The sequence below is a fragment of the Pseudarthrobacter sp. AB1 genome (genome assembly GCF_014926485.1).
GTDB lineage: Bacteria > Actinomycetota > Actinomycetes > Actinomycetales > Micrococcaceae > Arthrobacter.
This window is the reverse complement of the sequence record NZ_PZKO01000036.1, coordinates 75,516-99,805: the sequence shown is the minus strand read 5'-3', so window position 1 is coordinate 99,805 and position 24,290 is coordinate 75,516. Positions and strand designations below refer to the sequence as shown.

Sequence of the window (24,290 nt, the reverse complement as noted above, 5' to 3'; positions counted from 1 at the left end):
CGCGGGGAACGCACCGGCGCGGTCCCACGTTACGGCGTGGCCCTTACGTCCTCCGGGCCTTTGATGCGGGAACAACGGCGCAGTGGTGTACGTTGCAGTCTCGTCAGAAAGATCGTAGAACCGTCAGAAATGAGAAGCACCCAAAGTGGCAACCGATTACGACGAAGTCCGTTCCGACGTCAAGGAAACCCAGGACCGTTCCCTGGAGGCATTACAGTCCGCGAACGCCCCGGATGCCCGCAGCGTCGTCAATGAACTGGACGAAGCGGATGCATTCGATGAGGGCCTGACTCCCGGTGGAGAGATCGTCGCCGAGGAGCTCATCGTTCAGGTCATTCCCCAGGCCGCGGACGAGTTCACCTGCTATTCCTGTTTCCTCGTCCGGCACCGGTCTCAACTCGCCCGCGAAAGCAACGGCCGCTCATACTGCATCGAGTGCGAGGGTTAAGGCATCCATTCGCCAAGGCGCAGTATCCGCGGTTCATCGTGGATTTTTTGCCCTGCTGCGGGGAGTTGGTTGTGGCCGCTCACGCTGCCTGTGCAGCCATTGGTGCCAGGGGCGCCGCGTTGTCAGGGGCAAGGATACTCAGCCTGTAATCGGACTGGAGCGGATCGACGCGGGCAGGCAGATGGTGGGACCTCGAGCAGGCGCGCAGTTCTTCCAACGCGTCGGGCTCGATGCGGGCCCGGGTCATATCGAGTTCCAGGGCCATGCCCGTGGTGAGGGAGTTGGCGCGCTTCATGACGGCATACAGGCCGTGCACGCTTTGGGATGTCACGTGGCCCTGCGCCGCTACCTGGGCCGTTGCGCAGTCGAGGTCCACCCGGACCAGCACCCGAAGCTTGTCTGTCGTCACGAAAATTCCCCGCTCTAAGTTGGGTGCCACAACGCTGTGGCGCCCCGGATAACCATAGACCAAATGTGATCCAGGCAACACACTTGCCGGTATTGGCCTTTGCCAGCTCCGGCCCGGGACGCGGGAGCGGACTGCGCAGAGAGCGTCTGTACGGCAGGTGAACGTGACGGCGGTCCCCGGGAAACAGCATTGGGTCGTTATGTGTTTCCCGGGGCATGTCCGTTCGGGTCAGGCGTGGCTCCTGCGGGTCACCGCCCCGTAGATTCCGAGGACGACCAAAGAGCCAAGAATGGCCAGCAGCCAGGTCCTCAGGTCAAAAAATTCCGCGAGGCCACCGCCGAAGATCAGCGAGCCAATCCATCCCCCGAGGATCGCTCCGACGACGCCAAGGACCATCGTGACCAGCCAGCCCCCGCCTTGCCGGCCGGGGAGTATGGCCTTGGCGATGGCTCCTGCAATCAGGCCGAGCAAAAGAAATCCGAGAATTCCCATGACGCACTTCCTTCCAAAGGACCACCAGCGTCGCCGTGACGCCATGGCAAGATTTTAATCAGCATGCTTAGCATCTGGCAAGGATTCGATTTACGATTAAATAGTGAGCCGCAGGCAGCCCGCCGGCGGCAACCAACCTGAGGAAGTGACACTGTGGGTTTGGACGACAAGATCGAGAACACCGCCGAGAAGCTTGGCGGCAAGGGCAAGGAAGTAGCCGGCGAAGCCAAAGGCGATCCGGGCCTGAAAGCCGAAGGCAAGGGCGACCAGGCCAAGGCAGACCTGAAACAGGCCGGCGAGAAGGTCAAAGACGCCTTCAAGAAGTAATCCACCTCAAACCGGGAAGGGTGCGGCGCGAACACGCGCGGTACCCTTCCCGCGTTGACCGTCCTGATCCCGCGCGTGGACATCCTCAGCCTGCTCCATCCTGTGGGTGCTATTGGCCGAGCAGGGAAACGGCATGGGCGATGACGAGCGCCAGCAGCACGAAGCCGCCGAAGGCTTCGAGGCCCATGAGTGATTTTGCCCGGGCAGAGAGGGGCATCGTGTCCGTTGGGCTGAAGGCCATGGAATTAGAGAGCGAGAAGTAGACGTAGTCAATGAACGACGCCGTCCAGCCGCTCTTTGCCGAAGACCTGGCGGCAACTTCCTTGACGGCGTCGTGGTCTTCATCCTGGGGGAACCGGAAGTCTGCCTGTGGCAGTTCTTGGCGCGTGGTGTGCCGGCGGGACACAGGGCCGCCCCTGTCCAGTTCCCAATAGACCAGCGCAAAGGCGATGACGTTCGTTACCCAAACCTGAAGTGTGGCGAGCAGAAGGTTTGGACCGTCAGTGTTGTTAGGTCCTGCGAGGGCGATGACCAACTGCACCAGGGCAGCCTCATTCGCTGCGACCAGCAGCAGTGCCTGACCTACGGAAAGATACCTCGACCAGCGCGTTTGGCGCGTGAGACGGCGGGGATTCAGGACAACAAGGGGGATCAGGAGGCCCAGCCCAACGATGACCACCGCATAGCGAACGCCCTCCAGGAATGCTGTGGGCAATGTCGCGTACAGGCTCAGGGCAACGAGCAGGCCAACGACGGCAGGCCAGCGGTGCTCACGTACGTCGTGCCGCGTTGCACAGCACCGGCCAGGTCAGAAAACGGACCAGCCGGTGCGGTCGGAAAGGTCGGCGAGAGCCGCGGTGCCGGCCTGGGAGTTTCCTTTGGCGTCCAGCCGCGGGCTCCAGACACAAATGGCGCAAACACCTGGAACGATCACCAGGATCCCGCCGCCCACACCGCTTTTTCCGGGAAGGCCCACGCGGTACGCGAATTCGCCGGCGGCGTCGTACATCCCGCACGTCAGCATGATGGAGCCGATGCGTTTCGCGTCGCTGGGGGACAGCACACTTCCGAGCGCTCCCCGGCCGTCGCGGGCGAGGAAGAGTCCGGCTTTGGCGACTTCAACGCAGGTCATCATGATGGAGCATTGGCGGACGTAGTTTTCCACCACTGACTCCGCGGACTGCCTCAGGTTGCCGAAGCCCTTCAGGAAGTGCGCCAACGCCAGGTTGCGGCTGCTGCTGGATAACTCGCTGGCTGCGGCGGCCTCATCGATGAGGGGCCCTGGGCTGCCGGCCTGGTCGGTGAGAAACCGCAACACCTGCGTGGCGGCGTCGGACGTTTCTTCCATCAGATGATCGGTGACCACCAGGGCACCGGCGTTGATGAAAGGGTTCCGCGGGATGCCGTGCTCCAGTTCCAGCTGGACCAGAGAGTTAAACGAGGTGCCGGACGGTTCGCGCAGCACGCGGGACCACAGCGATCCGGAACTGTCGCCTCGAAGCGCCATTGCCAGTGTGAACACCTTGGAGATGCTCTGGATGGAAAAGGGGACGTCGGCATCGCCGGAACGGAACACCCTTCCGGAAGTGGTGGCGACGGCGATCCCGAACCTGTCGAAGGGTACCGCTGCCAGGAGTGGGATGTTGGCCGGGACAGCACCGGTTTCCTGCTGTGGCCTGTGGCTGCGGACGATGTCGTCCAGTATCCGGTCCAACGGTGGTGCTTTGAGTGCTGTGGTCATTTCCTGCCCAGTTGTTCTTTAGGTGTGCCGGCCCATTCCTGGACATGGAGCAGGGCCACCAGCGAGTCCCGCGGGTTGCCGAAGTTCAGGCCGGTCGCCCGGGATGCCTTGCTGATCCGGTAATAGACGGTGTTCTTGTGCAGCCCCATCCGGCTGGCGCATTCGGCAACATCGAGCGAGGCTTCAAAGTACGCGTGCAGGGTTTCCGCGAGTTCGGCATCCTGCCGCAGCAGTGCGGAAAGACTGCGGTGGCGGAACGTCGAGGACGTGAAATTCTGGACCGCCTCGCGGAAGAGAATCTCTCCTTCGAAGTCGTCCACCGTGGCAACGTCCCTGTCCGGAGACGTGCCCACACAACTCAACAGGGCCTCGGTGATTTGGCTGGTTGAGTGCAGGGACAGCAGGTCCGAGACTACCGGACCGACGGCTGCGAACGGGTTGATGCTTAGGTGCTTAACGGCATCCCGGACGATGGACTCGGCCAGGCTCCGCAGCCCGGGCTCCGCGGCGGTTGACTGCAGGCCAGGAACAATGACGGCCGTGTCACCCTTGAACTGGCCCACGACGGCGGACGCTTTGTAGGCGGCTGCGTGGATGGATGCCAGATTGGCGAGTTCGCCGTGCTTGAGTGCTGCGTCGTCGGCTTGGGCTTCGGAGTCGGGCATTCCTATCAGGATCAATGCGGCCGGGCGCTCAGCGGAGATCTTCTCGCTGTAAGCACTGGCAGCGGCTTCCGCCGAACCTGACAGGATCCGCACAACGCGATCCTCGCGCATGTGCACAGACTGCTGGTTGCGGTGTCGGATCAGCTCCGCGGAGGCCCGGGCAACAGATCCTTTCAGCACATGGTCAATGTCGGGGCCGAAGCCGTCCCCGGTTTCCTGCAGCCAGATGTAGCCCATGATCCGGTCCCCGGCGAACAGTGTGACGGCCACCCGTTCCCGCAGCCCGTCCTGGGGCCGGGCCGGTACCCGCACCGGCAGCCGGGTCCTATGCAGTTCACGGTAGGCGCCCAGGTCCTTCAGCAGCAGCTCGTATTTACGCGGACCCCGCCGGGCCAGGATGGAGGCCTTGCGCAGTTCGTCGATGTCGTTCGAAACGGTGGAGTATGCCAGGACCTTGTTGGCGGCGTCTTCGATGACCACGTGGCTGGAGGTGAGCCGGGCGGTGGTCTGGGCGATGGCAAACAGGTCCTCTTCCAGCAGCGTCAGCACTTCGCTCTGGTAGCTGCGCGGCTGGATGCGGTCCTTGGCAATGGACAGCAGCCTGTCCCAGTCAGCCTCCGGATCCACCAGGAGCAGGCCAATGCCGGCACCACGGAGCAGTTCCTGGGCTTCGGTGAGCTCTTCGAGCCTTCCCTTGACCGCGACCACCGGCGGAGGGTTCTTCAGGAGCCGCCGCAACGCGGGCAAAGCCGAGCGGCCGCGGACGCCGATCAGCAGGACAAAGGCCGCGCCGCCGTCGGACGTTTCATCATCCGCATCCACTATCAGGAGCCGTTCGATCGCAGAGCTGGCGGCGGCAGGCCGGAGGATGAGGCTGGCGAAACCCAGAGGGAGGTCCGAGAGAATATCGTCCACCGTAACCGCTGCCATGTGTTTCCTTCTGCCTCGCCCTGTCCGGACGGCTCTGTCCGGTCTCTTCATGCTATCGAGGCACGCTCCCCCAAAATATGGAAGGGAACCCAAATGGAGTGGCAGCTTTTCGGTTGGCGGACCAAGTTTCCACGGCGCATGGCCCTGGATGATCTGTTTCCAGCTGCTGACCTCTGACCCGCCCGCCGTTGTGTGTGCTGGGACACAGAAGCCGGTCCAGGGCCTTGCTACGCTGGGGCAGAAGTCGGCGGAACCTTCCGCCGTCGCTGAAAGGTGCACCTGTGAAAAAGCCGCTTCTGTCCATCGCGTTGGCGGGCGTCCTGGTTGCCCTGGGCGCCTCGTCCTGCGCCGCACCCGGCAGCACCAGTACCGGCTCGTCCGCCGCCGGCGAAACCACCGCAGCGCAGGCCACTTCCCCGGCAAGCGCACCGTCCGCAGCGGCGCCCGACACGGCGCCGCCAGCGGCAAGTGCCGGACAAGCGGGCAGCTTCACCACCTACACCCCCGAGGCTGTATCGTCGGCGTCGGAGACGGAGACGGTCGTTCTGTTCTTCCACGCCACCTGGTGCTCCACCTGCAAGCTGCTCGCCTCCGACATCGAGGCAAATGCCGCCAGCATCCCTGCCGGCATCAAAATCCTCAAAGTGGACTACGACTCCGAGACCGCGCTCAAGCAAAAATACGGCGTGACCCTCCAACACACCCTCGTGCAGGTGAAGCCGGACGGCTCGCAGATCGCCAAGTGGAGCCTGAGCCGGGATCTGAATGCTCTTGTCAAGGAGATCCGCTAGCGCCGGCGGTACGTCATGGAACTCCTGCCGCTCGCGTTCCTCGCCGGCATCCTCACCGTCCTCTCCCCCTGCGTCCTGCCGCTGCTGCCGGTGGTCCTCGCCGGCTCCGCTGCCGAGTCGAACCGCCGGGCACCCTACATCATCATCGCCAGCCTGGCCGTCTCAGTGGTGCTTTTCACCCTGTTGATCAAGGCCACCACCGTGCTGCTGGGGGTGCCCAGTGACGCGTGGCTGATTATCTCCGGGGCCCTGGTGGCGTTCATCGGAGCATCGCTCGCCTTCCCCCGGGCCTGGGACTGGATCTCGGAACGGCTCAAACTGCAGGAAGCGTCCGGCCGGCTGTCCGCGGGCACGGCTTCGCGCAGCGGGACCTCCCGCAGCGTTCTTCTCGGGTTCTCCCTTGGCCCTGCTTTTACCAGCTGCAGCCCCACCTACGGGCTGATCCTCGCCGTCGTCCTCCCAGCCAACTTCACCGTCGGCCTCAGCAACCTCGCCGCCTACACGCTGGGCCTGGCGGCTGTCCTGCTGTTCGTGGCCCTTGGCGGACGCAAAGTGACCAAACGCCTGGGTTGGGCCACAAACCCCCAGGGCACGTTTCGCCGAGGCCTCGGCGTCTTCCTGATCCTGGTGGGGCTGCTGATCGCCTCCGGGCAGGTCCGCGCCGTCGAAACCTGGCTGATCGAGAACGGGTTCCTGGGCACCGTGTCACTGGAACAGAGCTTCCTCGACTCGTCACCGGACCACCAGGACCAGTTGGGCGGCCGGGGCCAGCAAGGCGTGGCCGGTGGCCCGGACGCCGCTGTGGTCTACGGCCCGCAGACGGGGTAGGGCGGCGGGTCAAAACCCCTGCTACGGCACCAGCTGCCCGGCTGCCAGGTGATCCCCGATGTTCGCGGGAGCTGACGGCACCGAAGGCAAACGTTGGAACGCCATCCGGTACCCCACTCCACGCACGGTCTCGATCCAACGCGGAGACCGGGAACTGTCACCGAGCCGCTTGCGAAGGTTGCCGAGGTGGACTTCGACGGCGCGCTCCTCACCGGCAGTAACGAAAGAGCCGGTGTTGTACGGCTCATTCCGGAGCCGGCGGACCAGGTCCGCCTTGGTCTGCACCACTCGTCCGTTCTCCATCAGGACAAGAAGAAGATCAAACTGCGTACGCGTCAAATCCAACGGCACCCCGTGGATGGCAGTGGACCGTGTGCCTTCGTGCAGGGTCAGGCCATTGTGCTCAAAATCGCACAGGAGGGCTGCGCCGGTGTGGGCAAGTGGAACGTCAGCGACGGCGGCGGGCACAGCTTGAGGCGCGCGTTGCTGCACCGCCTGCGGAGGGTGAGCCGGGGCAGTGACGCCCGCCGCGGAATTCCGCGAGCGCGGGCGCCGGAGCATGGCCGCGATCCGGGCACGCAGCTCCCGCGGACGGAACGGTTTGGTGAGATAGTCGTCTGCGCCGGCCTCGAAGCCCATCAGCGCATCGGCCTCCTCCACCCTGCCCGAGACGATGATGAGGTACGCGTCGCTGAACGTCCGGATCCGGCGCGCGGCTTCGATCCCGTCAAAATCCGGGAGGCCAACGTCCATGGTCACAATGACGGGGTCGTGCTCCCGCACAGTCTCCACGCCTTCCATCCCCGAGGACGTTGCGAAGACGGCAAAGCCAGACTGCTGGAGCACCTCTTTGAGGGATTCCCTGACGTCGTCGTCGTCTTCGACCACAACTGCGATGCCCCGCTCTACCATCCATGCTCCCCATAAATTTTCGCTGCTGCGTCCACGCCGGGTTCGCCCCTTAGCGGAGCCCCGCGACGTGCCGGACAGAGCCAGCATGTCGCTGCGCCCTTGGAATTGTTCCCCGGCAAACCCTCCAAGCTATTCCACGTGCAATTCGTTGTCACTAGCCATGCGGATTGGCTTTTCAATAACGATTAACGATATCGCGCAGAATATTGAGCCTACACACAGCCATTGCCTTTTTTTCGGGATTGAGGACACCTTGCCCAATTCTTGAGCTTGAGCAAATACTGCGCATTTCTTGATTAGTTGATTTACGCCAGGCCATCGTCCGGAGGCTATTGCTTTCTGTGACTGATGTGACTGATGATCATCGTGTGCTCAAAGGGGGCGCAGGATTCTCACTAAGAACGAGACGTCAGGGGCACGCATGGCTTCTTTTCGGTTACCCGTTTCAGGTTCCGCCCGTCCGCTCAGGCCGCTTGCCATGCTGGCGGCCGCGGGCTTGGCATTGCTGGCGAGCATGCCAGCCGCGCAAGCAGCGGACGCCACTTCCCCCGATCCCGGCCCCGCCGGAAGCTTCTCCTGGAAGGGGTTCAACTGGGAAAAGCGCTTCTGGGGCGGGGCTCCGCACTACAACGGGCTTTTTGCCGCAGCGAACGTCGTCAATCCGGACTCCAACGGGCATGTCACGCTGAAGCTAACCAACCCTTCCGGAGACGCGCCGGTGGGGGCTGAATTCCAGTCCACCCGCAAAGGGTTCGGCTATGGCACCTACAGCACCACGGTGGAGAAAAACCTCAGTCTGCTGCAGAAGGAAGTGGTGTGGGGGTGCCTGTTCACCTACGATCCCCTCGCCGAGCCCGGCCATAACGAAATCGACCTTTGCGAGGCGTCCGCCTGGGGCGGAGGTGCCGCCTACGGCCAGTCATGGCCGGTCGGACAGGGCCACGGATATTGGTTCGACGCCACCAAAGCGCCCGGCGAAGGCAACAACACCGTGGTCTTTGACGTGACGGCCAGCCCCATAACCACCCACCGGATGGTGTGGGAGCCGGGCAAGTTGACCTTTGAAACCTACGCTGGCGAGGGCTTCGCCGGCACCCTCCTGAAGCGGACGGTCCTGCAGGGTTCCACCGTGCCGGTGCCGGCCCAGGAGCAGGTCCACTTTAACCTCTGGGTCACCGGCGGCGGAGGCGGGGATCCCGCCCACGTAAAACCGGAATCGGTCACGGTCCGGGACTTCTCGTTCGTCCCGGCGGCCTCAGCCCCGGCTCCAGCGCCTTCCTCGGCCATCAAGCTCTCAGCCACAACTTCCAAGACGAAGGGCGTTAACACCACAACACTGAAGTGGTCCGGCGCCACGGGCAATTACGTAACGCTCTGGATCAACGGCGTCCAGAAATCCGTGCCTAACACCGGCAGCTTTGCCAATCAGTTCAAAGGCGGCAACACCACCACTTATAAGGTGTGCGACTCCGCCGGATGCTCCAGCATGCTGAGCGTCGTCACCTGACCACGTCCGGCCCAAACATATGGCCCAGGTCGTCCGGATTTCCGGATGTCCTGGGCCTATGTTCGTTTGTTGGCTCCTGCGACAGAACGCTAGGACTTATCGCCTCGGACCGGAACAATCCGTTTGATGGCCAGACCCAATGCCAAGAGGGCAAAAGCTGCCAGTGCAAACCAGAAAATATCACCCGCACCGGTCATGGCAAGGGTTCCGGAACCCATTCCGGCTGCGGCCGGAGCTGCTGGGTTGTCATACATAATTGTTACCAGGCTTTCTTTTTGTTGAGGGCTGCGTCCAGGTACGCCTTGGCATGGACCACCTGCAGGAACAGGTCGATCACCAGCTCGTACATGGTGGCGGCCGCGAGCATGTATTTCCATCCCCGCAGCCGGACCGTGACCACACGTTCGATCACGAAGACACCGGTCACGGCCAGCCAGAACGGCTGAATGTTCAGCCCGGCCCCCGTGCCCAGTGCAAACGCCACCGTGCCGAAGTAGGCCAGCGTTATCAGGACGCCCACCAAGGCCAGGAGTTGCCGGCCCCAGTATGGGCGCGTGACCCGGGTCCAGCCGTACTGCACGCAGTTCTCCACTGCTCCGCGCTTCCACCGGAGCCGCTGTGCCCACAGTTCGCGCCAGGTCGGCATCACCTCGGTCACCAGCTTGCAGTCAGCAGGCGATTTGATCCGGTACCGCAGGGTCAGCAGGGCAAACGACAGTTCGTTATCCTCGGTCAGGACGGAGGTGTCGTACACCCCGCCGCGGCCGTTGCCCGGCGGCAGTGACCCGTCCAGCCTGGCCGCGATGACATCGCGGAGCGTACGCGCCCGGAACAGGGCCGCGGTGCCCGTCACCACCAGGCACTTGCCCTTGAGCCGCTTCACGTCGCGGGCATACCGTGCATATTCGTTGCGCTGCAGGTGCCCAACGAACCCACCGCCGTGACCGCCGCGGAAGACGCCACCCACGGCGCCCAGCCGGGAATCGCACCGCAAGTGGGCCACGGCCCGTTCCACAAAGTCATGGGCCAGCTGGGAATCGGCGTCCTGGATGAGGATCAGGTCTTCGGGCCCGGCGCCAGGCAGGAGCCCGCCCAGGGCGAAGTTCAGGGCACCCGCCTTCTTGTCTGTATTGCCTTCGGTGCGCAGAACTTCGGCGCCCTCGGCGAGAGCTATCGCCTCCGTGGCATCAGTGCAGTTATCTGCCACCACGATCACCCTGTCCGGGCGGCGGCTCTGCGACTTTAAGGAATTCAGCGTTGCACCGATGCCCGCCGCCTCATTGTGCGCCGGAATCAGGACCGTAATCACGGAAACGCGGGCAATGATTTGGCCGCAATAAAGGCCGGTATTTCCGGGTGAGGCGGGTGAACAATTTCATGAAATTGTGACGCGGCACGCATTAGCTTAATTATCTCCACATAAAAGGGTCATCGAATCCTGCTGTGCTTTGACTCTTCCAAGGGCAACGCAATCCACCGGCAGAGAACCGGCAACAAAAGTACAAGCTTTGGTAAAGAAGATCTCAACGCGGCCGGGCTTAGCGCAGGCGGTGCTGAGAAGGCGCAGGTGGCACTGAGCTGGCGCCCGCCGTCGGACGCGCCGCTCCTCTATTCACAGGTTCTGCCCAGGACCATCCGCCGCCCTGGAGCAAAACGACGCCGATCTGTCCGTAAAATTTTGATCTAATCTTGAGCCAACCCTTCGCAACCCATGCATTTGGCGGTCCACGCTGGAGCTAGCAACACAAAAGAACAGCGGGGAAGCAGGAAGATTCATGGGGAACGAATCAGCTCTGGACGAAGTCGATGTGGTGGATGGCGTGATCACTGATCATCACCCGCTCGACTTTCACACCTTGGGGCTGGCCGGTTGCATTGACCGGTTGACCGGGCCTCTCCGTCAGCAGGGAACGGCAGTCCGCTGGGATACTCCGCACTGGGGCATCGAGATCCCGGCGGACTGCGCGTCCCTCCTCTACCAATCAGCGCGCGAAGCGCTGAGCAACGCCTTCAAGTACGCCCGCGCCGGCGAGCTCACCGTTCAGTTATCCGCAGTTAGCCACGGCGTCCGCCTGGTGGTGTCCGACGACGGCACGGGCTTTGATTGCGAACTCGCCTCGAGCGGTAGGAACCACGGCTACGGGCTGCGGCTGATGTCCGTGGCGGCGCAAAAGGCCGGCGGGACCGCAAGCGTCCGTTCGACGCCAGGGCAGGGCACCACCGTGACGGTCACCCTTCCTCTGGACTGACGTCCGCGGCAGCTCTGCCGTGGCGGGCCTGGCCCGTTGAGTGGTTATTGACACCCGGCTGTGGGAGGCGCTGAATGATGAATGAGGCACATTCCACACACCACGGGAGAGGTTGACATGAAGGAAAAGCCAGTAGCGGCGCAGCGGATCCACAGCGAGGCTCCGGCCGAAGGGGACGAGACAGCGGATCCCACCGACATCCGCATGCATTCCCAGGAACCTGCCGAGGGCGCCGACACCGACGAAGACTAGCCACCCTCCCCTCTGGCTCCAGGGCCCCGACGGCGATATGGTAAGCCTACTGTTTATATTCAGTTTGTCATCAGATCGTTCCAGACAAAGGAGACGTTGTGAGCAGCAAAGTGGAGAAGCGGATTGTGGTTGATGTGCCGGTCAGCACGGCCTACAACCAGTGGACTCAGTTTGAGGATTTTCCACGGTTTATGGGTGGGGTCGAGAGCGTGACCCAGCTCAGTGACAACCGACTGAAATGCGTGGCCCACATTGCCGGAGTCCGTCGGCACTGGGAAGCCACCATCGTGGAGCAGATCCCGGACCGCAGGATTGAGTGGGCGTCCACAGAGGGGGCCAGGAACTCCGGCGCCGTGGAATTCGCCGACGCCGGCGGCAACAAAACCCAGCTTTCGCTCACTCTGGAGTACCAGCCGGAGGGCATGGTGGAGAAGGTCGGCGACCTGCTCCACGTCGTGGCCCGCCAGGCGGAACACGACCTGAAGCAGTTCAAGGAATTCATCGAACACGAGGGCCACGCCACCGGGGCCTGGCGGGAATCCGCCCCGACCAGCGAGCCGTCCCCGTACAACCGCTACGCGCACCCTTTCGACCAGACCGGCGGCCTGGTGGACCTGGAGGGCGAGTCGGACGGAACAGCCGACGGCGAGATTCACAGCGCGGCTGAACGCAAGGGCCACAAACCCCACGACGGCGGCGCCATCCCGCCGCTCAGCGGAAACCTGGGCGACCGCTGACTGGCCGCTGCCCGGCCCCGCGCAAGCGGTGGAAGCCGCCTCCTTGCGCGGTCACACTCCGCCCTCCTGAGCCCCCGGATCGGCAAGCTGCTTAGGTCTCTGCTTACAATCGAGACCTCAATCGACTACTGAGGGACCCATGAAGAAACTCGCCACCGCCCTGATCGCTGCCGGCCTCGTGCTTTCCGCTTCAGCATGCACAACGCCCACCAAACTTTCCACCCCCGAGACCTGCGATCGCGTCAAGGCTGTCCTGTCGAACCCCGCGACCAACGTGGGCAAGACCGGCCTGGTGCGACTCGCCAACCAGATCCGACCCATCGAAGTTGTGGCATCGGATGACCTCAAGCCTGCGCTTGGGTCCATCATCGAGTTCACCGATGAGTCCGCCAAGGAAACCCCGGACGAGGCCAAGCTCGCCGATCTGGGGCCCAGGTACCAGGAAGCCGGCGCCGCCTTCACCAAGTTCTGCAGCTGACGAAGTCCTGCAGCTAGGACGCCTCCAGCGTTAGTGTTCGATGGCGGCTGGCCGGCCGCCATCGAACACTAACCCTTGGCACGAGGCAATCTTTCACTCTCGGCTCCGGCGCTCCGCGGGCTCAAATCAGCGCGTGCAGTCCCCTGCTCCGCGGCCGGCCGAAGGACGCCGCGCCCAGGAACTCAATGGCGACGAAGGGTTCGGAGCCAACCACCCACTCATCGTGTCCGGGAGGCAGCGCATAGGTGTCATGGGCATGGATGGTGGACCTCACGCCGTCGGACGTCCGAATCTCCAGACTGCCGGAGACACAGTAGCCGAGGTGGTTGTGCTCGCAGAAGTCCGTCAGTTCCATGGGCTTGGCAGACTCGGACCAGCGCCAGCCTGGTGAGAGGATGAGGCGGGCCACGGAGTAGTCATCGACGGTGACGAAATCGAACTCGGCCTTGTCCGGACACCGTTTTCTGTCGGGGATATCCAGGGATTTAACGGCCAAAGCTCTGATGAAATTTGCGGTCATGGGGACACAGCCTAGGGATTATTTTCGGCGGGCGCTTAGGGCTGGGACCAAGCGGTTGTAAGTGGATACCGGCAGGCGGCAAAGTAGCGCGGATCACGTACTGCGGAGACCAATCAGGTGTATCTCTAACCGTATCCATCCGGCGCCTCAAGTCAATGGGTCCGCCGGACGGTCGCGGGGCCGAAGAAGGTCCCCTGCATAGTTCGCAGCGCTGGACCAGCCGGAATACTTCAAATGACACCGGAGTTGTCGTTCAAAGTGGAAAGCAGATTCACTGGTTTCCTGTACTTCTGCCATCAGAGTCTCCCGAAGGAACGCCATGAGCCCCCAACTGACCATCAAACTTCAGCCAGGTACCCAGGCCCCCGATTTCACCCTGCAGGACGCCGCGGGCAAGGAAACCTCGTTGGCCAACTACCGCGGCAAAAACGTCATCGTGTATTTCTACCCGGAGGCGGCAACCCCCGGCTGCACTACTGAGGCCTGCGATTTCCGCGACAGCCTTTCATCCCTCCAGGGCTCCGGCTATGAAGTCCTGGGCATCTCCCCCGACGCCCCCGGGAAGCTGGCCGATTTCACCGGCGACTTCACCCTGACCTTCCCGCTGCTCTCCGACGAGGACCACGCAGTAGCCTTGGCCTACGGTGCGTGGGGCGAAAAGCTGGTCGACGGCGAGATCGTCGAAGGCCTGGTCCGCTCCACCGTGGTGGTGGACCCCGACGGCAACGTGGCGCTGGCGCAGTACCAGGTTAAGGCGCCGGGCCACGTCGCTGCCCTGCGCGAGTCCCTGGGGATCTAGTCCGGCGGGGCGCAGGCGCCCACAAACGGGAGTCAGGCATAGCGACAGAAATAAGTCCGGGCGCCGAATCAGGGCTTTTTCCGCCAGTTATTCGGCCAGTCGATGTCGATCAGCCACAAGGCCAGTAGCAGCGCGTCCATGGTTATGAGTCCCGCCAAGAAGTACGCCCACCCGGTAAACCAATGCACAGCAATCTCCTGACCTGGTTTCCCCCAGCCACTTGATTGTCCTCCAGTGTGGCACGGAAAGGGTCAGCAGGGAACGGCTGCTTCGTGAGGCTGCCAGACGGCCGTGAAGTTGGGTTTCGCGGTTCAGGAGGCGGGTCAGCTGTTCGACCTTGTCCGAGAGTTCGATGCCAACCGCCAGCCGGTCCCCGGGCCAGCTCGAGGCCTCCCAAGACTCACCCAGGGCCTGGGCCAGCGAGCGGGACAGTGAGCGGAGCCGCCAGAAATGGCTCAGGTAGTGAACGGTGCTACGCGGGCGGCGGCCCTGTTTCAGGAGCCGCCACGAGCGTGCCTGCCTGCCCGGCAGCCTGACGGATTCCGTTGCTTCCATAACTCCTGCACCGTCCTCCGGCAGTCCGCGTTTTCCTTCGTAGTTGGTTCTTCGAGTGTGGCCACGGAGCCTCAAGGACCCATCAAGGGCAGGCAAGTTTTCCGGCAAGACCGGGCCACGCCATGGCCGCCAGCCCCGGGTTGCCCGGAGCCTGAGCGATTTCCAGCCCCCTTGTCATATCTATGACATGCTTCACCGGCCCCAATACTGTAGAAGTAGAGTCATGCCTTCCATGCCCGAACTTCGCCGTGCCGTTGTGATTGAGGACGATCCGGACATCCGGGGCCTACTTGTGCGGATCCTCGTCAAGCAGGGTTTCGAGGTCACCCAGGCCGAGGCCGGGCTGCCCGGTGTGGAGGAAGTCCGCCGCGCCAAGCCTGACCTGATCACGCTGGACCTGAACCTGCCGGACCTGGACGGGCTGGAAGTCTGCAAGCTCCTGCGTGAATTCTCCGATGGGTTCATCGTGATGCTCACCGCCCGCGCCGACGAACTGGACAAGCTCACGGGCCTGGACAACGGCGCCGATGACTACATCAGCAAACCGTTCAGCCCGCGCGAACTCCAGTCCAGGATCAATGCCCTGTTCCGCCGCCGGCAGCCGTCCGTGGTGGACACAGCCGCGGAAACAGCCGCGGCCAGCGAGCTGGAACGCGCCACCGAGGTCCAGCAAAGCCTGCTGCCCCAGGAGGACGTCCGGGTGGACGGGTACGACGTCGCCGGAGTCTTCCGCCCCTCCCGCAGCGTGGGTGGTGACTTCTACGACTGGTACAGCACGCCCGAGGGCCTGCACCTGACGTTCGCCGATGCCATGGGCAAAGGCATGGGCGCCGCCCTCATCGCGGCCACCGTGAGGGCCGTTATGCGGTCCACGGGACAGGGCCAGGACCTGGACGCAGCCTTCGCCGCCGCCAGCAGCACCATCGCGGCGGACCTGGATTCCTCCAACTCGTTTGTCACCCTCTTCCATGCCCGCCTGGACGCCGCCTCCGGCGTCGTCAGCTATGTCGACGCCGGCCACGGACTGGCGCTGCACATCACCGCAGAAGGCTCGGTGCACCGTCTTCCCAGCGGCGGCCCGCCGGTGGGCGCCTGGGCCGGGTCAGCCTGGCCCCAGTCCGCCGTCGGCCTGGCCCCGGGCGATTCCCTGGTGGTGGTCAGCGACGGCGTACTGGACGTCTTCGACTCGGTGGAGAAGTTCACCGGGTCAGTACTCGCCGCCGCTAACGGCCAGGTTTCCGCGCAGTCCGCCTGTGACGCCATCCTGGCGCTGGCGCCTGCCGAAACTGCCGATGACGATGTCACCGTGGTGGTGGTCCGCCGCCTGTCCGAGGCGGCAACCGCATGACCCGCTTCTGGACCCGCCTGGTAGTGGTTCTGACCGTCGTCCTCGGGCTGAACTACGTGTGCTGGCGCTGGGCGGCGTCGCTGAACTGGGATGCCTGGTGGATTGCGGTGCCCCTGGTGGTGGCCGAAACCTACAGCCTCATCGACGTAATGCTGTTCGGTATGACCGTGTGGCACCTCAAGATCCGCAAGGGAGCACCCGCCCCGCCGCACGATGCCACCGTTGATGTCTTCATCACCACGTACAACGAAGACCTGGACATGGTCATGACCACGGCACTGGCGGCCCAAAACATCCGACACCCGCACAGCACCTGGATTCTTGACGACGGCGCCCGCCCGGAGCTGAAGGCCCTGGCCGAAGAGCACGGGCTGGGTTATGTGACCCGCAGCGACGCCTGGACCGCCAACGTGCCGCGGCACGCCAAGGCCGGCAACCTGAATAACGCTTTGATGGTCACGCACGGTGAATTCCTGCTGATCCTGGACGCGGACCAGATCCCCGAGCCGGACATCCTGGAAAAGACCCTGGGCTATTTCAACAACCGCCGGGTGGCCCTGGTCCAGACGCCGCAGTACTTCAGCAACGTGCCCGCCCACGATCCACTCGGCAGCCAGGCACCGCTGTTCTACGGGCCCATCCAGCAGGGCAAGGACGGCTGGAACGCGGCGTTCTTCTGCGGCTCCAACGCCATCCTCCGGCGCGAAGCCCTGATGCAGCTGGGCCTGATGGGCTACGTCAAGGAGACCGAAAAAAGCATCCGCCGCGCCCTCACGGCCTCCCGCTCCGCCATCCGCCAGGCGCGCAAATCCGCGGACACCAGCACCCCGCTCGTGGCCGAGGTGCTGGACGAGGTGGAGGCAGCCACGCTGGAAGCCCAGGCCCAGCTGGCGGGTGGCGAAGCCATGAGTGAGATCACGTACCGGGTCCGCCGCCGCGTGGACGCGGCCGTGCAGACGCTGGTCCAGGCCGACATGTCCGCTCTGCAGGCCGACCTCGAAGAGATCGCCGCCATGGAACTCGCCCATGTGGGTGCCACCGGCGTCCCGGTGGTGGCCGACGACGCCGTCCAGCGTATGTCTGCCCGCGACTGGTCGCCGCTGGGCGCGCTGGAATCCGTGCAGGCAGTCCTGGACGCCCTGAACGTGGAGCGGAACGACGAAGCGCAGCCGGTCATGCCGCTGGCCACCATCTCCGTCACCGAGGACATGGCCACGGCCATGCGCATGCATGCCATGGGCTGGGAAAGTGTCTATCACCACGAGATCCTGGCCTACGGCCTGGCGCCCGAGGACATCAAGACCATGCTGACCCAGCGCCTCCGGTGGGCGCAGGGAACCATGCAGGTGCTGCTCCGCGAGAACCCGCTGGTGCAGAAAGGCCTGAAGATCGGCCAGCGCCTGATGTACTTCGCCACCATGTGGACCTACCTCAGCGGGTACGCGGCGGTCATCTACTTCGCCGCCCCCATCATCTACCTGCTGCTGGGTGTCCTGCCGGTGTCCAGCCTCAGCTGGGACTTCTTCCTGCGGTTCATCCCGTTTATGGTCGCCAACCAGCTCCTGTTCGCGGTGGCCGGCCGCGGAATCCCCACCTGGCGCGGACAACAGTACAGCCTCGCGCTGTTCCCCACCTGGATCAAGGCGTGTTCGACGGCGGCCCGGAACGTCTGGTTCGGCCGCCCGCTCGGGTTCGCCGTCACCCCCAAAGCCCGCCAGACCGGCGGCCCCAGCTGGAGCCTCATCCGGCCCCAGCTTGTGGTGAGTGTGCTGCTGGCGGTGGCCTCGGTGGTCGGGATTATCCGATTGGCCACAGGACTGGCCGAGCCGCTTGGCACGCTGGTGAACGTGGCCTGGGTTATTTTTGACCTGGTGGTCATGAGCATCCTAATCCGGGCCGTTTTGTACAAGGGCTACGAATCGGCTGTGGACGTTGATGCAGGAGAGAGGAAATCCGATGGAGTTTAGTTACGAGGTCAAGGATTCGTACGCGGAGGTCAAGGCGGACGGGCGGCTGAATATGGTGTCGGCGCCCAAGCTGCGCGAATTCGTCACCGACGTGATCGCCGGGGGTTCGTCGCGGATCGTGGTGAACCTGGAGAACACGGCGTTTATGGATTCCTCAGGACTCGGCGCGCTGATCGGCTGCCTGAAGGCCGCCCGCCAGGCCGGCGGAGACCTACGCATCGCGGCCGTTCAGCCGCAGGTGAAGATGGTCCTGGAGCTGACCAGCATGGACCGGGTGCTGACGTCCTACGCCTCGGCTGACGAAGCGTTCGGCAATGACTGAGGTCCTGGCCCGGCGGACGTTCCGGGGATTGTCCACGGCCGAGGCCATCGACTCCGTCCACAACGAGCTGGACAAGCTCTGGGAGGACGCCCCGTTCGTCCAGGCCATGGACCAGATGACGTTCACAACGGCGGTGGTCGAATCTGCGTCCAATATCGTCCAGCACGCGCATCCGGCGGCGGCCCGGCCGGTGGAGCTCGGGGTGGACATCAGCGTGCGGACCACGCAGCTGCAAGCCAGGGTCAGTGCCTACCACGCCAAGCCTCCGTTCGGCCCTCTGGAACCGGGAACGGCCGACGACGACGCGGAGTCCGGCCGCGGCCTTGCGCTCATCGAGGCGCTGGTCACCACCGTGACGTTCGAACGGCAGGACGGCACCAACACATGGGTCCTCACGAGGACATCACAGAGTTAGCTACGCGGCGATCCAGACGGAAACGGTGGTGCCGCCGCCCGGCGTTTCGCTGATCCGCAGCTCACCCCCGTGGGCCTTGGCGATGCGCCGGCATGTGGCCAGGCCAAGCCCTGACCCGGGACCGTCCCCGGCCCGCTGCAGCCGGACCAGCGGTTCCATTGCGCGCTGCCTGTCTGCCGCTTCGATCCCTTTGCCGTTGTCCGCCACCGACACGGCCGTTCCCGTCTCGCCAGTCACCGCGCTGATGCTGATGTGCAGGGCATGTTCGGGGCTCCTGTAGTTCAGGGAGTTGGCAATGAGGTTCTGAAGCAGGGTCCGTATTTGCGCCCGGTCGGCCACGAGCTCGGCGTCGTCGCAGTGGATGCCGCTGGTGCCGCCCAGGGCCTGGCCCAGGTCACCGGCAGCCTCGGCAGTGACGGCCAGCAGCGAGAACCTCTCCCGGGAGAGCTGCCCTCCCACCTTGGAGTAGTCCAGGACGTCCTCCAGGGTGGCCTGCATGCGGCGGCCACTGCCGGCGATCCGCGATAAGTACTCAGCGGCGGCGCTGCCCTGCGGAATATCAGGGTCGTCCTCGGCAAGCTCAACGTACCCCAGGATGGTGGTCAGCGGAATGCGGAGGTCGTGGCTGACCCGGCCCGCAAAGTCGCCCAGTGCGGTGTTGCTGCGTCGCAGTTCCGCCAGCGCGTCGTTCAGCTGCAGGGTGCGGTGCTGGAGTTCCAGCAGCTCCACAACCTGTTGGGCGAGAACCTCGAGCATCGCAATCTGTTCGGCCTGCGGGCTGGCCGCATCATCGGAGAAAACGCAGAGCGAGCCCAGGACCAAGCCGGAGGCAGTCTGCAGCGGAACCGAAGCATAGAAGCGGACCTTGGCGATCTCGCCCGTGACAAAGGGGTTCCCGGCGAACCTCGGGTCCTGGGAAGCGTCCTGCACAACCGTGGTTGTCCCCGGGAGGAAGACCTGGGCGCACATTGAGTCCTCGCGGCTGCAAACGCTGGCGTCCACGCCGAACGCCGCAATCTGGATTTGCTGGCCCTCGGTAATGACATTGACCACGCTGTAGGGAACAGCGCAAAGCCGGGCTGCCAGCTGGACCAGGTTATCCAGCGCCTTGGCGGCTTCTGCGTCGGGGAGCGAGGGGGCTTCGCCAGCCTCTGCGGGCACCAACCCGTATTCCCTCAAACCGGTTGTCCTGGCCGACTCCGCGGCTTCGTGGCTGTAAGTGACTGCGCCGTTCATGCTCTCCTGTCCCCACTGTGATCAGCACTTTCATCAGCGCTGCTATCGGTCCCCCGGCTGATGATATCCGTCCGCCCGGATGCTCCGTCATTCCCAGCTCCCGTTCCGCCGCCGTTTTGGCAGCGACAAGTGATAGGGCAACCGCAATGGTGGGTAGGCTTGAGGGCATGGCTTTTGAAGAAACCCCCGCTGAACGCCGCGAGGTCACCGTCCGCCGGGCACCGAAATATGTGCCGTTCCTCATCCTCGGCGCCCTGGTGGGCGCAGCGGTGGCTGCCGCCGTCGCGTACGGGCTCCCCGGCGACGAATCCTTTGAGCGCGGCTCAGTGTTCGGCTTCTTCCTGATCATGTTCGGCGCCGTCGGCGCGGTGTTGGGCGCCGTGGCGGCCCTGCTGCTGGACCGGCGGAGCGTCAGGCGGCAGAAACGCGCCATCGTCGAAGCGGTCCCTGATTCAGAGCCCGACGACGGCACGTAGCCCTGGGCATCACACAGGAACCAGCGCCTTCGCCCGGCCTGCGGTCCGGTCACAATGGCCGCGGCGGAAAAGTCTTACCTCATCTCATGAGATAATCGACCAGTGGCACGCGGCGATGGAAAACTTTCTCATGATCTTCTCCCTGGCGAAAAGGGACCTCAGGACGCTTGTGGCGTTTTCGGGGTCTGGGCGCCAGGTGAAGAAGTAGCAAAACTCACCTATTACGGGCTGTATGCATTGCAGCACCGCGGTCAGGAGTCGGCTGGTATAGCTACCAGTGACGGCAAGCGGATCAACGTCTACAAGGACATGGGGCTCGTTTCCCAGGTCTTTGACGAGACCACGCTGAACACCCTGACCGGGCACCTGGCGGTGGGACACTGCCGCTACTCCACCACCGGAGCCAGCCATTGGGCCAACGCCCAGCCCACCCTCGGTGCCACCAGCACCGGCACCGTTGCCCTGGCGCACAACGGCAACCTGACCAACACGGCCGAGCTCAACGCCATGATCCTGGAACGCAACGGCGGCCAGCTCAGCGGCGAAATGAAGCAGGGCAACACCTCGGACACCGCCCTGGTCACGGCACTGCTCGAAGGCGAAGCGGGCAAGACCCTCGAACAGACGGCCCTGGAGCTGCTGCCGAAGATCAAGGGCGGCTTCTGCTTCGTGTTTATGGACGAAGGCACCCTCTACGCAGCACGCGACACCTACGGCATCCGCCCGCTGGTGTTGGGCCGGCTGGAGCGCGGCTGGGTGGTCGCCTCCGAGCAGTCAGCTCTGGCCACCGTGGGAGCCAGCTTCATCCGCGAAATCGAGCCGGGCGAATTCATCGCCATCGACGAGGACGGCGTGCGGTCCAAGCGCTTCGCGGAGGCGACGCCGGCTGGCTGCGTTTTCGAATATGTCTACCTCGCCCGTCCGGACGCCGCCATCGCGGGACGCTCCGTGTACGAGTCCCGTGTTGAGATGGGCCGCCAGCTTGCCCGCGAAAACACCCAGGACGCGGACATCGTCATCCCGGTCCCGGAGTCCGGTACCCCGGCCGCCGTAGGCTACGCCGAGGAATCAGGCATTCCCTTCGCGCACGGCTTCGTCAAGAACTCCTACGTGGGCCGCACGTTCATCCAGCCCTCGCAGACCCTTCGCCAGCTGGGCATCCGGCTCAAGCTGAACGCCCTCGAGTCCGTGATCCGCGGCAAGCGCGTGGTGGTGGTGGATGACTCGATCGTCCGCGGCAACACCCAGCGCGCCATCGTCCGGATGCTCCGCGAGGCCGGCGCCGCGTCCGTCCACATCAAGATTTCCTCCCCGCCGGTCAAATGGCCGTGCTTCTACGGCATCGACTTCGCCTCCCGGGCCGAGCTGATCGCCAACGGCGCCACCATCGAGGAAATCTCCCAGGCCATCGGCGCCGATTCCCTCGCGTACATCTCCGAAGACGGCATGATCAACGCGACCATGCAGCCGCGGGAGCGCCTCTGCACCGCCTGCTTCACCGGCCAGTACCCCATCACGCTCCCGGGCGCGGACAAACTGGGCAAGAACCTGCTGGAGCGCACCGACCTCGGCGGCCTCACGCCGTCGCCCTCTGCCCTCCCCGGCGCAACGGCCGCGCTGACGGTCTCCTCGATCGACGACGAGGAGGACCCGGCGGAGAAGGCCGGCGCCACCGGCTGCGATCCGGGACCGGACGCCGAGTTCGAGAACCTGCTCACCGACGAAGACCACGTGCCCGCTATCCACCACGTAGCCAACACCCCCGGCGCTGAAAAGAAAGAGTCCGTATGACTTCCGCAACCCCCGCCGCCGCCGGCAACAGCCCGCTGATCCCTGCAGGCATCACCTACGCCTCCGCCGGTGTTGACGTTGAAGCCGGCGACCGCGCCGTGGAACTGATGAAGGGCGCCGTGAAGGCCACCCACAATTCCTCCGTGATAGGCGGCGTTGGCGGATTCGCCGGCCTGTACGACGTCTCGCGCCTGCTGACTTACAAGCGACCGCTGCTGGCCACGTCCACCGACGGCGTGGGCACCAAGGTTGCCATCGCCCAGGCCATGGACATCCACGACACCATCGGCTTTGACCTGGTGGGCATGGTGGTTGACGACATCGTTGTGGTGGGCGCCGAGCCGCTCTTTATGACCGACTACATCGCCTGCGGCAAGGTTGTCCCGGAGCGCATCGCGGACATTGTCCGTGGCATTGCCGCGGCCTGCTCCGTCGCCGGTACCGCCCTGGTGGGCGGCGAAACGGCCGAGCACCCCGGCCTGCTGGGCGAGCACGAATACGATGTTGCCGGTGCCGCCACCGGTGTTGTTGAGGCTTCCGACCTGTTGGGCCCGGACCGCGTCCGCGCCGGCGATGTTGTGATCGGCATGGCCTCCTCCGGCCTGCACTCCAACGGCTACTCCCTGGTCCGCCGCGTCATCAACCACGCCGGCTGGGCACTGGACCGCCAGGTCTCCGAACTCGGCCGCACGCTGGGCGAGGAACTGCTGGAACCCACCCGCGTCTACGCTGCAGACTGCCTGGACCTGGCCCGCGCCTTCCCGGTCAGCGGCTCCGCCGGAGGTGCAGCCGTGCACGGCTTCAGCCACGTCACCGGCGGCGGCCTGGCCGCCAACCTTGCCCGCGTCCTGCCGCAGGGCCTTGTGGCCACCGTGGACCGCGCCACCTGGGAGCTGCCAGCCATCTTCAAGCTGGTCTCCGAGCTGGGCAACGTGCCGCTGGCAGACCTGGAGCGCACCCTGAACCTCGGCGTGGGCATGGTGGCCATCGTGTCCGCCGAAGCTGCCGACGCCGCCGTGGCCCGCCTCAACGACCGCGGCGTGCCGTCCTGGATCATGGGGACCGTCACCGCGGACTCGGATTCCATCCTCAAGACCGGACCGGACTACGTCCAGGGCGCCAAGGGAGTAGACGGCGGCGCCGTCCGGTTGGTCAACGCGTACGCCTAAACCTCCAGCAGGCTGAACACCCCGCCCTGCGGGTCCTTGAGGGTGGCCGTAGCGCCGGGCGTATCGTCGTCATCCGGCTCCGGTGCGATCAGGACTTCCGCCCCCGCCGCCACGGCCTTCCGCACGGCATCGGCCACGTCGGTGACGCCGAAGTAAATCTGCCACCTGGCAGGCGCCTCGGCCGCGACGATCCCGGCCACCTCCGCACCGTTCACCATCAGCGTGCTGTACGTGCCGCCGTCGTCCTGGGGATACTCGGTCACCTCGTGGCCGAACAGCTGCTGGAAGAACCCGACGGCGGCCCGCGGTTCCGGCGTCAGCAGTTCCGTCCAGGACAGCGCACCGGCCTCGTTGTAACGGCCGGAGCCCGCGTGCGTCCCGGGCTGCCACACGCCGGTGGTCCCGCCGCCGGGAGGATCCACAAACACCATCACGCCGGTGTCCGCCACTTCCTCGGGGCCGAACTGCACTTCACCCCCCGCGTGCGGGACTTCTTCAGCCAGCGCACCTGCATCCTCGGCCGCGAAGTAGATGTTCCATTGGGCGTGCGTACCGAGTGATTCCTGGTGCGGGTTCTGCGGCGCCACCACGGCCACGAGGTCCTCCCCCACAAACGCCTGGGCATAGTTGCGGCCATCGGGCGTGGGCAGGTCCTTGAAGGTCCACCCGAACACCGCTGCGTAGAAGGCCTTGGCTGCTTCCACGTCCCGGGTCTGGACATCAGCCCAGCACGGTTCACCGTGGCGGTAGCCGGGGGATGAGGGGTTTCCTGACATGGGAGGTCCTTTCGCGGGCGGCACAGCGCATCAATGCCTCCAGTCAACACCAAAAAGCCCGCCGCCGGCACCGGGTTCCGGCGCAGGCAGCGGGCCTGATAACTGAGGCCAGCACCGCGGGTCCGTTGGGATCCGGGTGCTGAAAAGAAG

General features: G+C 64.6%; 28 protein-coding genes. 17 read left to right on the top strand and 11 right to left on the bottom strand.

Translation table 11 applies throughout. The features are described 5' to 3' along the window. The first annotated feature begins 145 nt into the window (after nucleotides 1-145). The gene (locus DAD99_RS10610) at nucleotides 146-448 is read left to right on the top strand and encodes a DUF4193 domain-containing protein (RefSeq protein WP_193341507.1); all 303 of its coding nucleotides are present in this window, start codon (nucleotides 146-148) and stop codon (nucleotides 446-448) included. Nucleotides 449-527: 79 nt separating this feature from the next. Here the strand turns inward: DAD99_RS10610 and DAD99_RS10605 are convergent, their stop codons facing one another. Next, entirely contained in the window at nucleotides 528-857 is a 330-nt protein-coding gene (locus DAD99_RS10605) for a hypothetical protein (RefSeq protein WP_185261747.1), read from the bottom strand. Between the two features lie 228 nt (nucleotides 858-1,085). Beyond that, complete coding sequence (locus DAD99_RS10600) at nucleotides 1,086-1,349, bottom strand: GlsB/YeaQ/YmgE family stress response membrane protein (RefSeq protein ID WP_193341506.1); 264 nt, start codon at nucleotides 1,347-1,349, stop codon at nucleotides 1,086-1,088. A gap of 153 nt (nucleotides 1,350-1,502) precedes the next feature. On the opposite strand from DAD99_RS10600, the gene DAD99_RS10595 reads away from it, so the two are divergent. Then, entirely contained in the window at nucleotides 1,503-1,676 is a 174-nt protein-coding gene (locus tag DAD99_RS10595; RefSeq protein ID WP_185261749.1) for a CsbD family protein, read from the top strand. A 109-nt stretch (nucleotides 1,677-1,785) separates the two neighbouring features. Here DAD99_RS10595 and DAD99_RS10590 read toward each other — a convergent pair whose 3' ends face one another. The 3 genes from DAD99_RS10590 to DAD99_RS10580 form a co-directional block, all read right to left on the bottom strand. After that, nucleotides 1,786-2,391 (bottom strand): hypothetical protein, encoded by a 606-nt coding sequence (locus DAD99_RS10590; protein WP_227007902.1) that lies wholly within the window; start codon nucleotides 2,389-2,391, stop codon nucleotides 1,786-1,788. A 93-nt stretch (nucleotides 2,392-2,484) separates the two neighbouring features. After that, a complete protein-coding gene (locus tag DAD99_RS10585; RefSeq protein ID WP_185261751.1) occupies nucleotides 2,485-3,417 on the bottom strand; it encodes a glutaminase in 933 nt (310 codons plus the stop codon). Beyond that, nucleotides 3,414-5,012 (bottom strand): CdaR family transcriptional regulator, encoded by a 1,599-nt coding sequence (locus tag DAD99_RS10580; RefSeq protein ID WP_193341505.1) that lies wholly within the window; start codon nucleotides 5,010-5,012, stop codon nucleotides 3,414-3,416. Before DAD99_RS10580 ends, DAD99_RS10585 begins: the two co-directional genes overlap by 4 nt. A 281-nt stretch (nucleotides 5,013-5,293) precedes the next feature. On the opposite strand from DAD99_RS10580, the gene DAD99_RS10575 reads away from it, so the two are divergent. Together DAD99_RS10575 and DAD99_RS10570 are read left to right on the top strand one after the other, a co-directional pair. Beyond that, nucleotides 5,294-5,803 (top strand): thioredoxin domain-containing protein, encoded by a 510-nt coding sequence (locus DAD99_RS10575; RefSeq protein WP_193341504.1) that lies wholly within the window; start codon nucleotides 5,294-5,296, stop codon nucleotides 5,801-5,803. A 15-nt stretch (nucleotides 5,804-5,818) separates the two neighbouring features. Further along, the gene (locus DAD99_RS10570; protein WP_193341503.1) at nucleotides 5,819-6,631 is read left to right on the top strand and encodes a cytochrome c biogenesis CcdA family protein; all 813 of its coding nucleotides are present in this window, start codon (nucleotides 5,819-5,821) and stop codon (nucleotides 6,629-6,631) included. 21 nt (nucleotides 6,632-6,652) lie between these two features. Here the strand turns inward: DAD99_RS10570 and DAD99_RS10565 are convergent, their stop codons facing one another. Further along, nucleotides 6,653-7,543, bottom strand: a complete 891-nt coding sequence (locus tag DAD99_RS10565) for a response regulator transcription factor (RefSeq protein ID WP_193341502.1) — start codon at nucleotides 7,541-7,543, stop codon at nucleotides 6,653-6,655. 514 nt (nucleotides 7,544-8,057) lie between these two features. Between DAD99_RS10565 and DAD99_RS10560 the strand changes: the two genes are divergently transcribed. After that, nucleotides 8,058-9,050: a hypothetical protein gene (locus DAD99_RS10560; RefSeq protein WP_227007901.1), complete on the top strand. Its 993-nt coding sequence runs from the start codon at nucleotides 8,058-8,060 to the stop codon at nucleotides 9,048-9,050. 89 nt (nucleotides 9,051-9,139) lie between these two features. Here DAD99_RS10560 and DAD99_RS10555 read toward each other — a convergent pair whose 3' ends face one another. Both DAD99_RS10555 and DAD99_RS10550 read right to left on the bottom strand, forming a co-directional pair. After that, nucleotides 9,140-9,304, bottom strand: coding sequence for a hypothetical protein (locus tag DAD99_RS10555; RefSeq protein WP_185261756.1), 165 nt, complete (start codon nucleotides 9,302-9,304; stop codon nucleotides 9,140-9,142). A 5-nt stretch (nucleotides 9,305-9,309) separates the two neighbouring features. Beyond that, on the bottom strand, nucleotides 9,310-10,359 hold the full coding sequence (locus DAD99_RS10550; RefSeq protein ID WP_193341501.1) for a glycosyltransferase family 2 protein: 1,050 nt from the start codon (nucleotides 10,357-10,359) through the stop codon (nucleotides 9,310-9,312). A gap of 466 nt (nucleotides 10,360-10,825) precedes the next feature. Here DAD99_RS10550 and DAD99_RS10545 point away from each other — a divergent pair, with 466 nt between their 5' ends. The 4 genes from DAD99_RS10545 (at nucleotide 10,826) to DAD99_RS10535 (ending at nucleotide 12,766) form a co-directional block, all read left to right on the top strand. After that, the gene (locus tag DAD99_RS10545; protein ID WP_193341500.1) at nucleotides 10,826-11,299 is read left to right on the top strand and encodes a sensor histidine kinase; all 474 of its coding nucleotides are present in this window, start codon (nucleotides 10,826-10,828) and stop codon (nucleotides 11,297-11,299) included. A 117-nt stretch (nucleotides 11,300-11,416) separates the two neighbouring features. Then, entirely contained in the window at nucleotides 11,417-11,551 is a 135-nt protein-coding gene (locus DAD99_RS22030) for a hypothetical protein (RefSeq protein ID WP_255482181.1), read from the top strand. A gap of 98 nt (nucleotides 11,552-11,649) precedes the next feature. Further along, nucleotides 11,650-12,288 carry an SRPBCC family protein gene (locus DAD99_RS10540; protein ID WP_193341499.1) on the top strand — a complete coding sequence of 213 codons (639 nt, stop codon included), beginning with the start codon at nucleotides 11,650-11,652 and terminating at the stop codon, nucleotides 12,286-12,288. A gap of 139 nt (nucleotides 12,289-12,427) precedes the next feature. Next, nucleotides 12,428-12,766, top strand: a complete 339-nt coding sequence (locus tag DAD99_RS10535) for a hypothetical protein (protein WP_185261760.1) — start codon at nucleotides 12,428-12,430, stop codon at nucleotides 12,764-12,766. A 121-nt stretch (nucleotides 12,767-12,887) separates the two neighbouring features. On the opposite strand, the gene DAD99_RS10530 is transcribed toward DAD99_RS10535, so the two are convergent. Continuing rightward, a complete protein-coding gene (locus DAD99_RS10530) occupies nucleotides 12,888-13,286 on the bottom strand; it encodes a cupin domain-containing protein (protein ID WP_185261761.1) in 399 nt (132 codons plus the stop codon). Between the two features lie 319 nt (nucleotides 13,287-13,605). Here DAD99_RS10530 and bcp point away from each other — a divergent pair, with 319 nt between their 5' ends. The 5 genes from bcp (at nucleotide 13,606) to DAD99_RS10505 (ending at nucleotide 18,692) form a co-directional block, all read left to right on the top strand. Next, a complete protein-coding gene (bcp, locus tag DAD99_RS10525; RefSeq protein ID WP_193341498.1) occupies nucleotides 13,606-14,085 on the top strand; it encodes a thioredoxin-dependent thiol peroxidase in 480 nt (159 codons plus the stop codon). 778 nt (nucleotides 14,086-14,863) lie between these two features. Continuing rightward, a complete protein-coding gene (locus DAD99_RS10520; protein ID WP_193341497.1) occupies nucleotides 14,864-15,988 on the top strand; it encodes a PP2C family protein-serine/threonine phosphatase in 1,125 nt (374 codons plus the stop codon). Then, the gene (locus DAD99_RS10515) at nucleotides 15,985-17,955 is read left to right on the top strand and encodes a glycosyltransferase family 2 protein (RefSeq protein ID WP_193341496.1); all 1,971 of its coding nucleotides are present in this window, start codon (nucleotides 15,985-15,987) and stop codon (nucleotides 17,953-17,955) included. Before DAD99_RS10520 ends, DAD99_RS10515 begins: the two co-directional genes overlap by 4 nt. Beyond that, nucleotides 17,945-18,277, top strand: a complete 333-nt coding sequence (locus DAD99_RS10510) for an STAS domain-containing protein (RefSeq protein WP_185261765.1) — start codon at nucleotides 17,945-17,947, stop codon at nucleotides 18,275-18,277. The genes DAD99_RS10515 and DAD99_RS10510 overlap by 11 nt, the downstream gene beginning before the upstream one ends. Further along, nucleotides 18,270-18,692, top strand: a complete 423-nt coding sequence (locus tag DAD99_RS10505) for an ATP-binding protein (protein ID WP_185261766.1) — start codon at nucleotides 18,270-18,272, stop codon at nucleotides 18,690-18,692. The genes DAD99_RS10510 and DAD99_RS10505 overlap by 8 nt, the downstream gene beginning before the upstream one ends. On the opposite strand, the gene DAD99_RS10500 is transcribed toward DAD99_RS10505, so the two are convergent. Next, complete coding sequence (locus tag DAD99_RS10500) at nucleotides 18,693-19,928, bottom strand: GAF domain-containing sensor histidine kinase (RefSeq protein ID WP_193341495.1); 1,236 nt, start codon at nucleotides 19,926-19,928, stop codon at nucleotides 18,693-18,695. Between the two features lie 167 nt (nucleotides 19,929-20,095). Here DAD99_RS10500 and DAD99_RS10495 point away from each other — a divergent pair, with 167 nt between their 5' ends. From DAD99_RS10495 to purM, 3 genes are all read left to right on the top strand, one after another. Further along, nucleotides 20,096-20,404, top strand: a complete 309-nt coding sequence (locus tag DAD99_RS10495; RefSeq protein ID WP_193341494.1) for a hypothetical protein — start codon at nucleotides 20,096-20,098, stop codon at nucleotides 20,402-20,404. 102 nt (nucleotides 20,405-20,506) lie between these two features. Further along, a complete protein-coding gene (purF, locus tag DAD99_RS10490) occupies nucleotides 20,507-22,195 on the top strand; it encodes an amidophosphoribosyltransferase (protein ID WP_193341493.1) in 1,689 nt (562 codons plus the stop codon). Continuing rightward, a complete protein-coding gene (purM, locus tag DAD99_RS10485; protein ID WP_193341492.1) occupies nucleotides 22,192-23,364 on the top strand; it encodes a phosphoribosylformylglycinamidine cyclo-ligase in 1,173 nt (390 codons plus the stop codon). Before purF ends, purM begins: the two co-directional genes overlap by 4 nt. On the opposite strand, the gene DAD99_RS10480 is transcribed toward purM, so the two are convergent. After that, nucleotides 23,361-24,140, bottom strand: a complete 780-nt coding sequence (locus DAD99_RS10480; RefSeq protein ID WP_193341491.1) for a VOC family protein — start codon at nucleotides 24,138-24,140, stop codon at nucleotides 23,361-23,363. The two genes, purM and DAD99_RS10480, sit on opposite strands and share 4 nt — an antisense overlap. Between the last annotated feature and the right edge of the window lie 150 nt (nucleotides 24,141-24,290).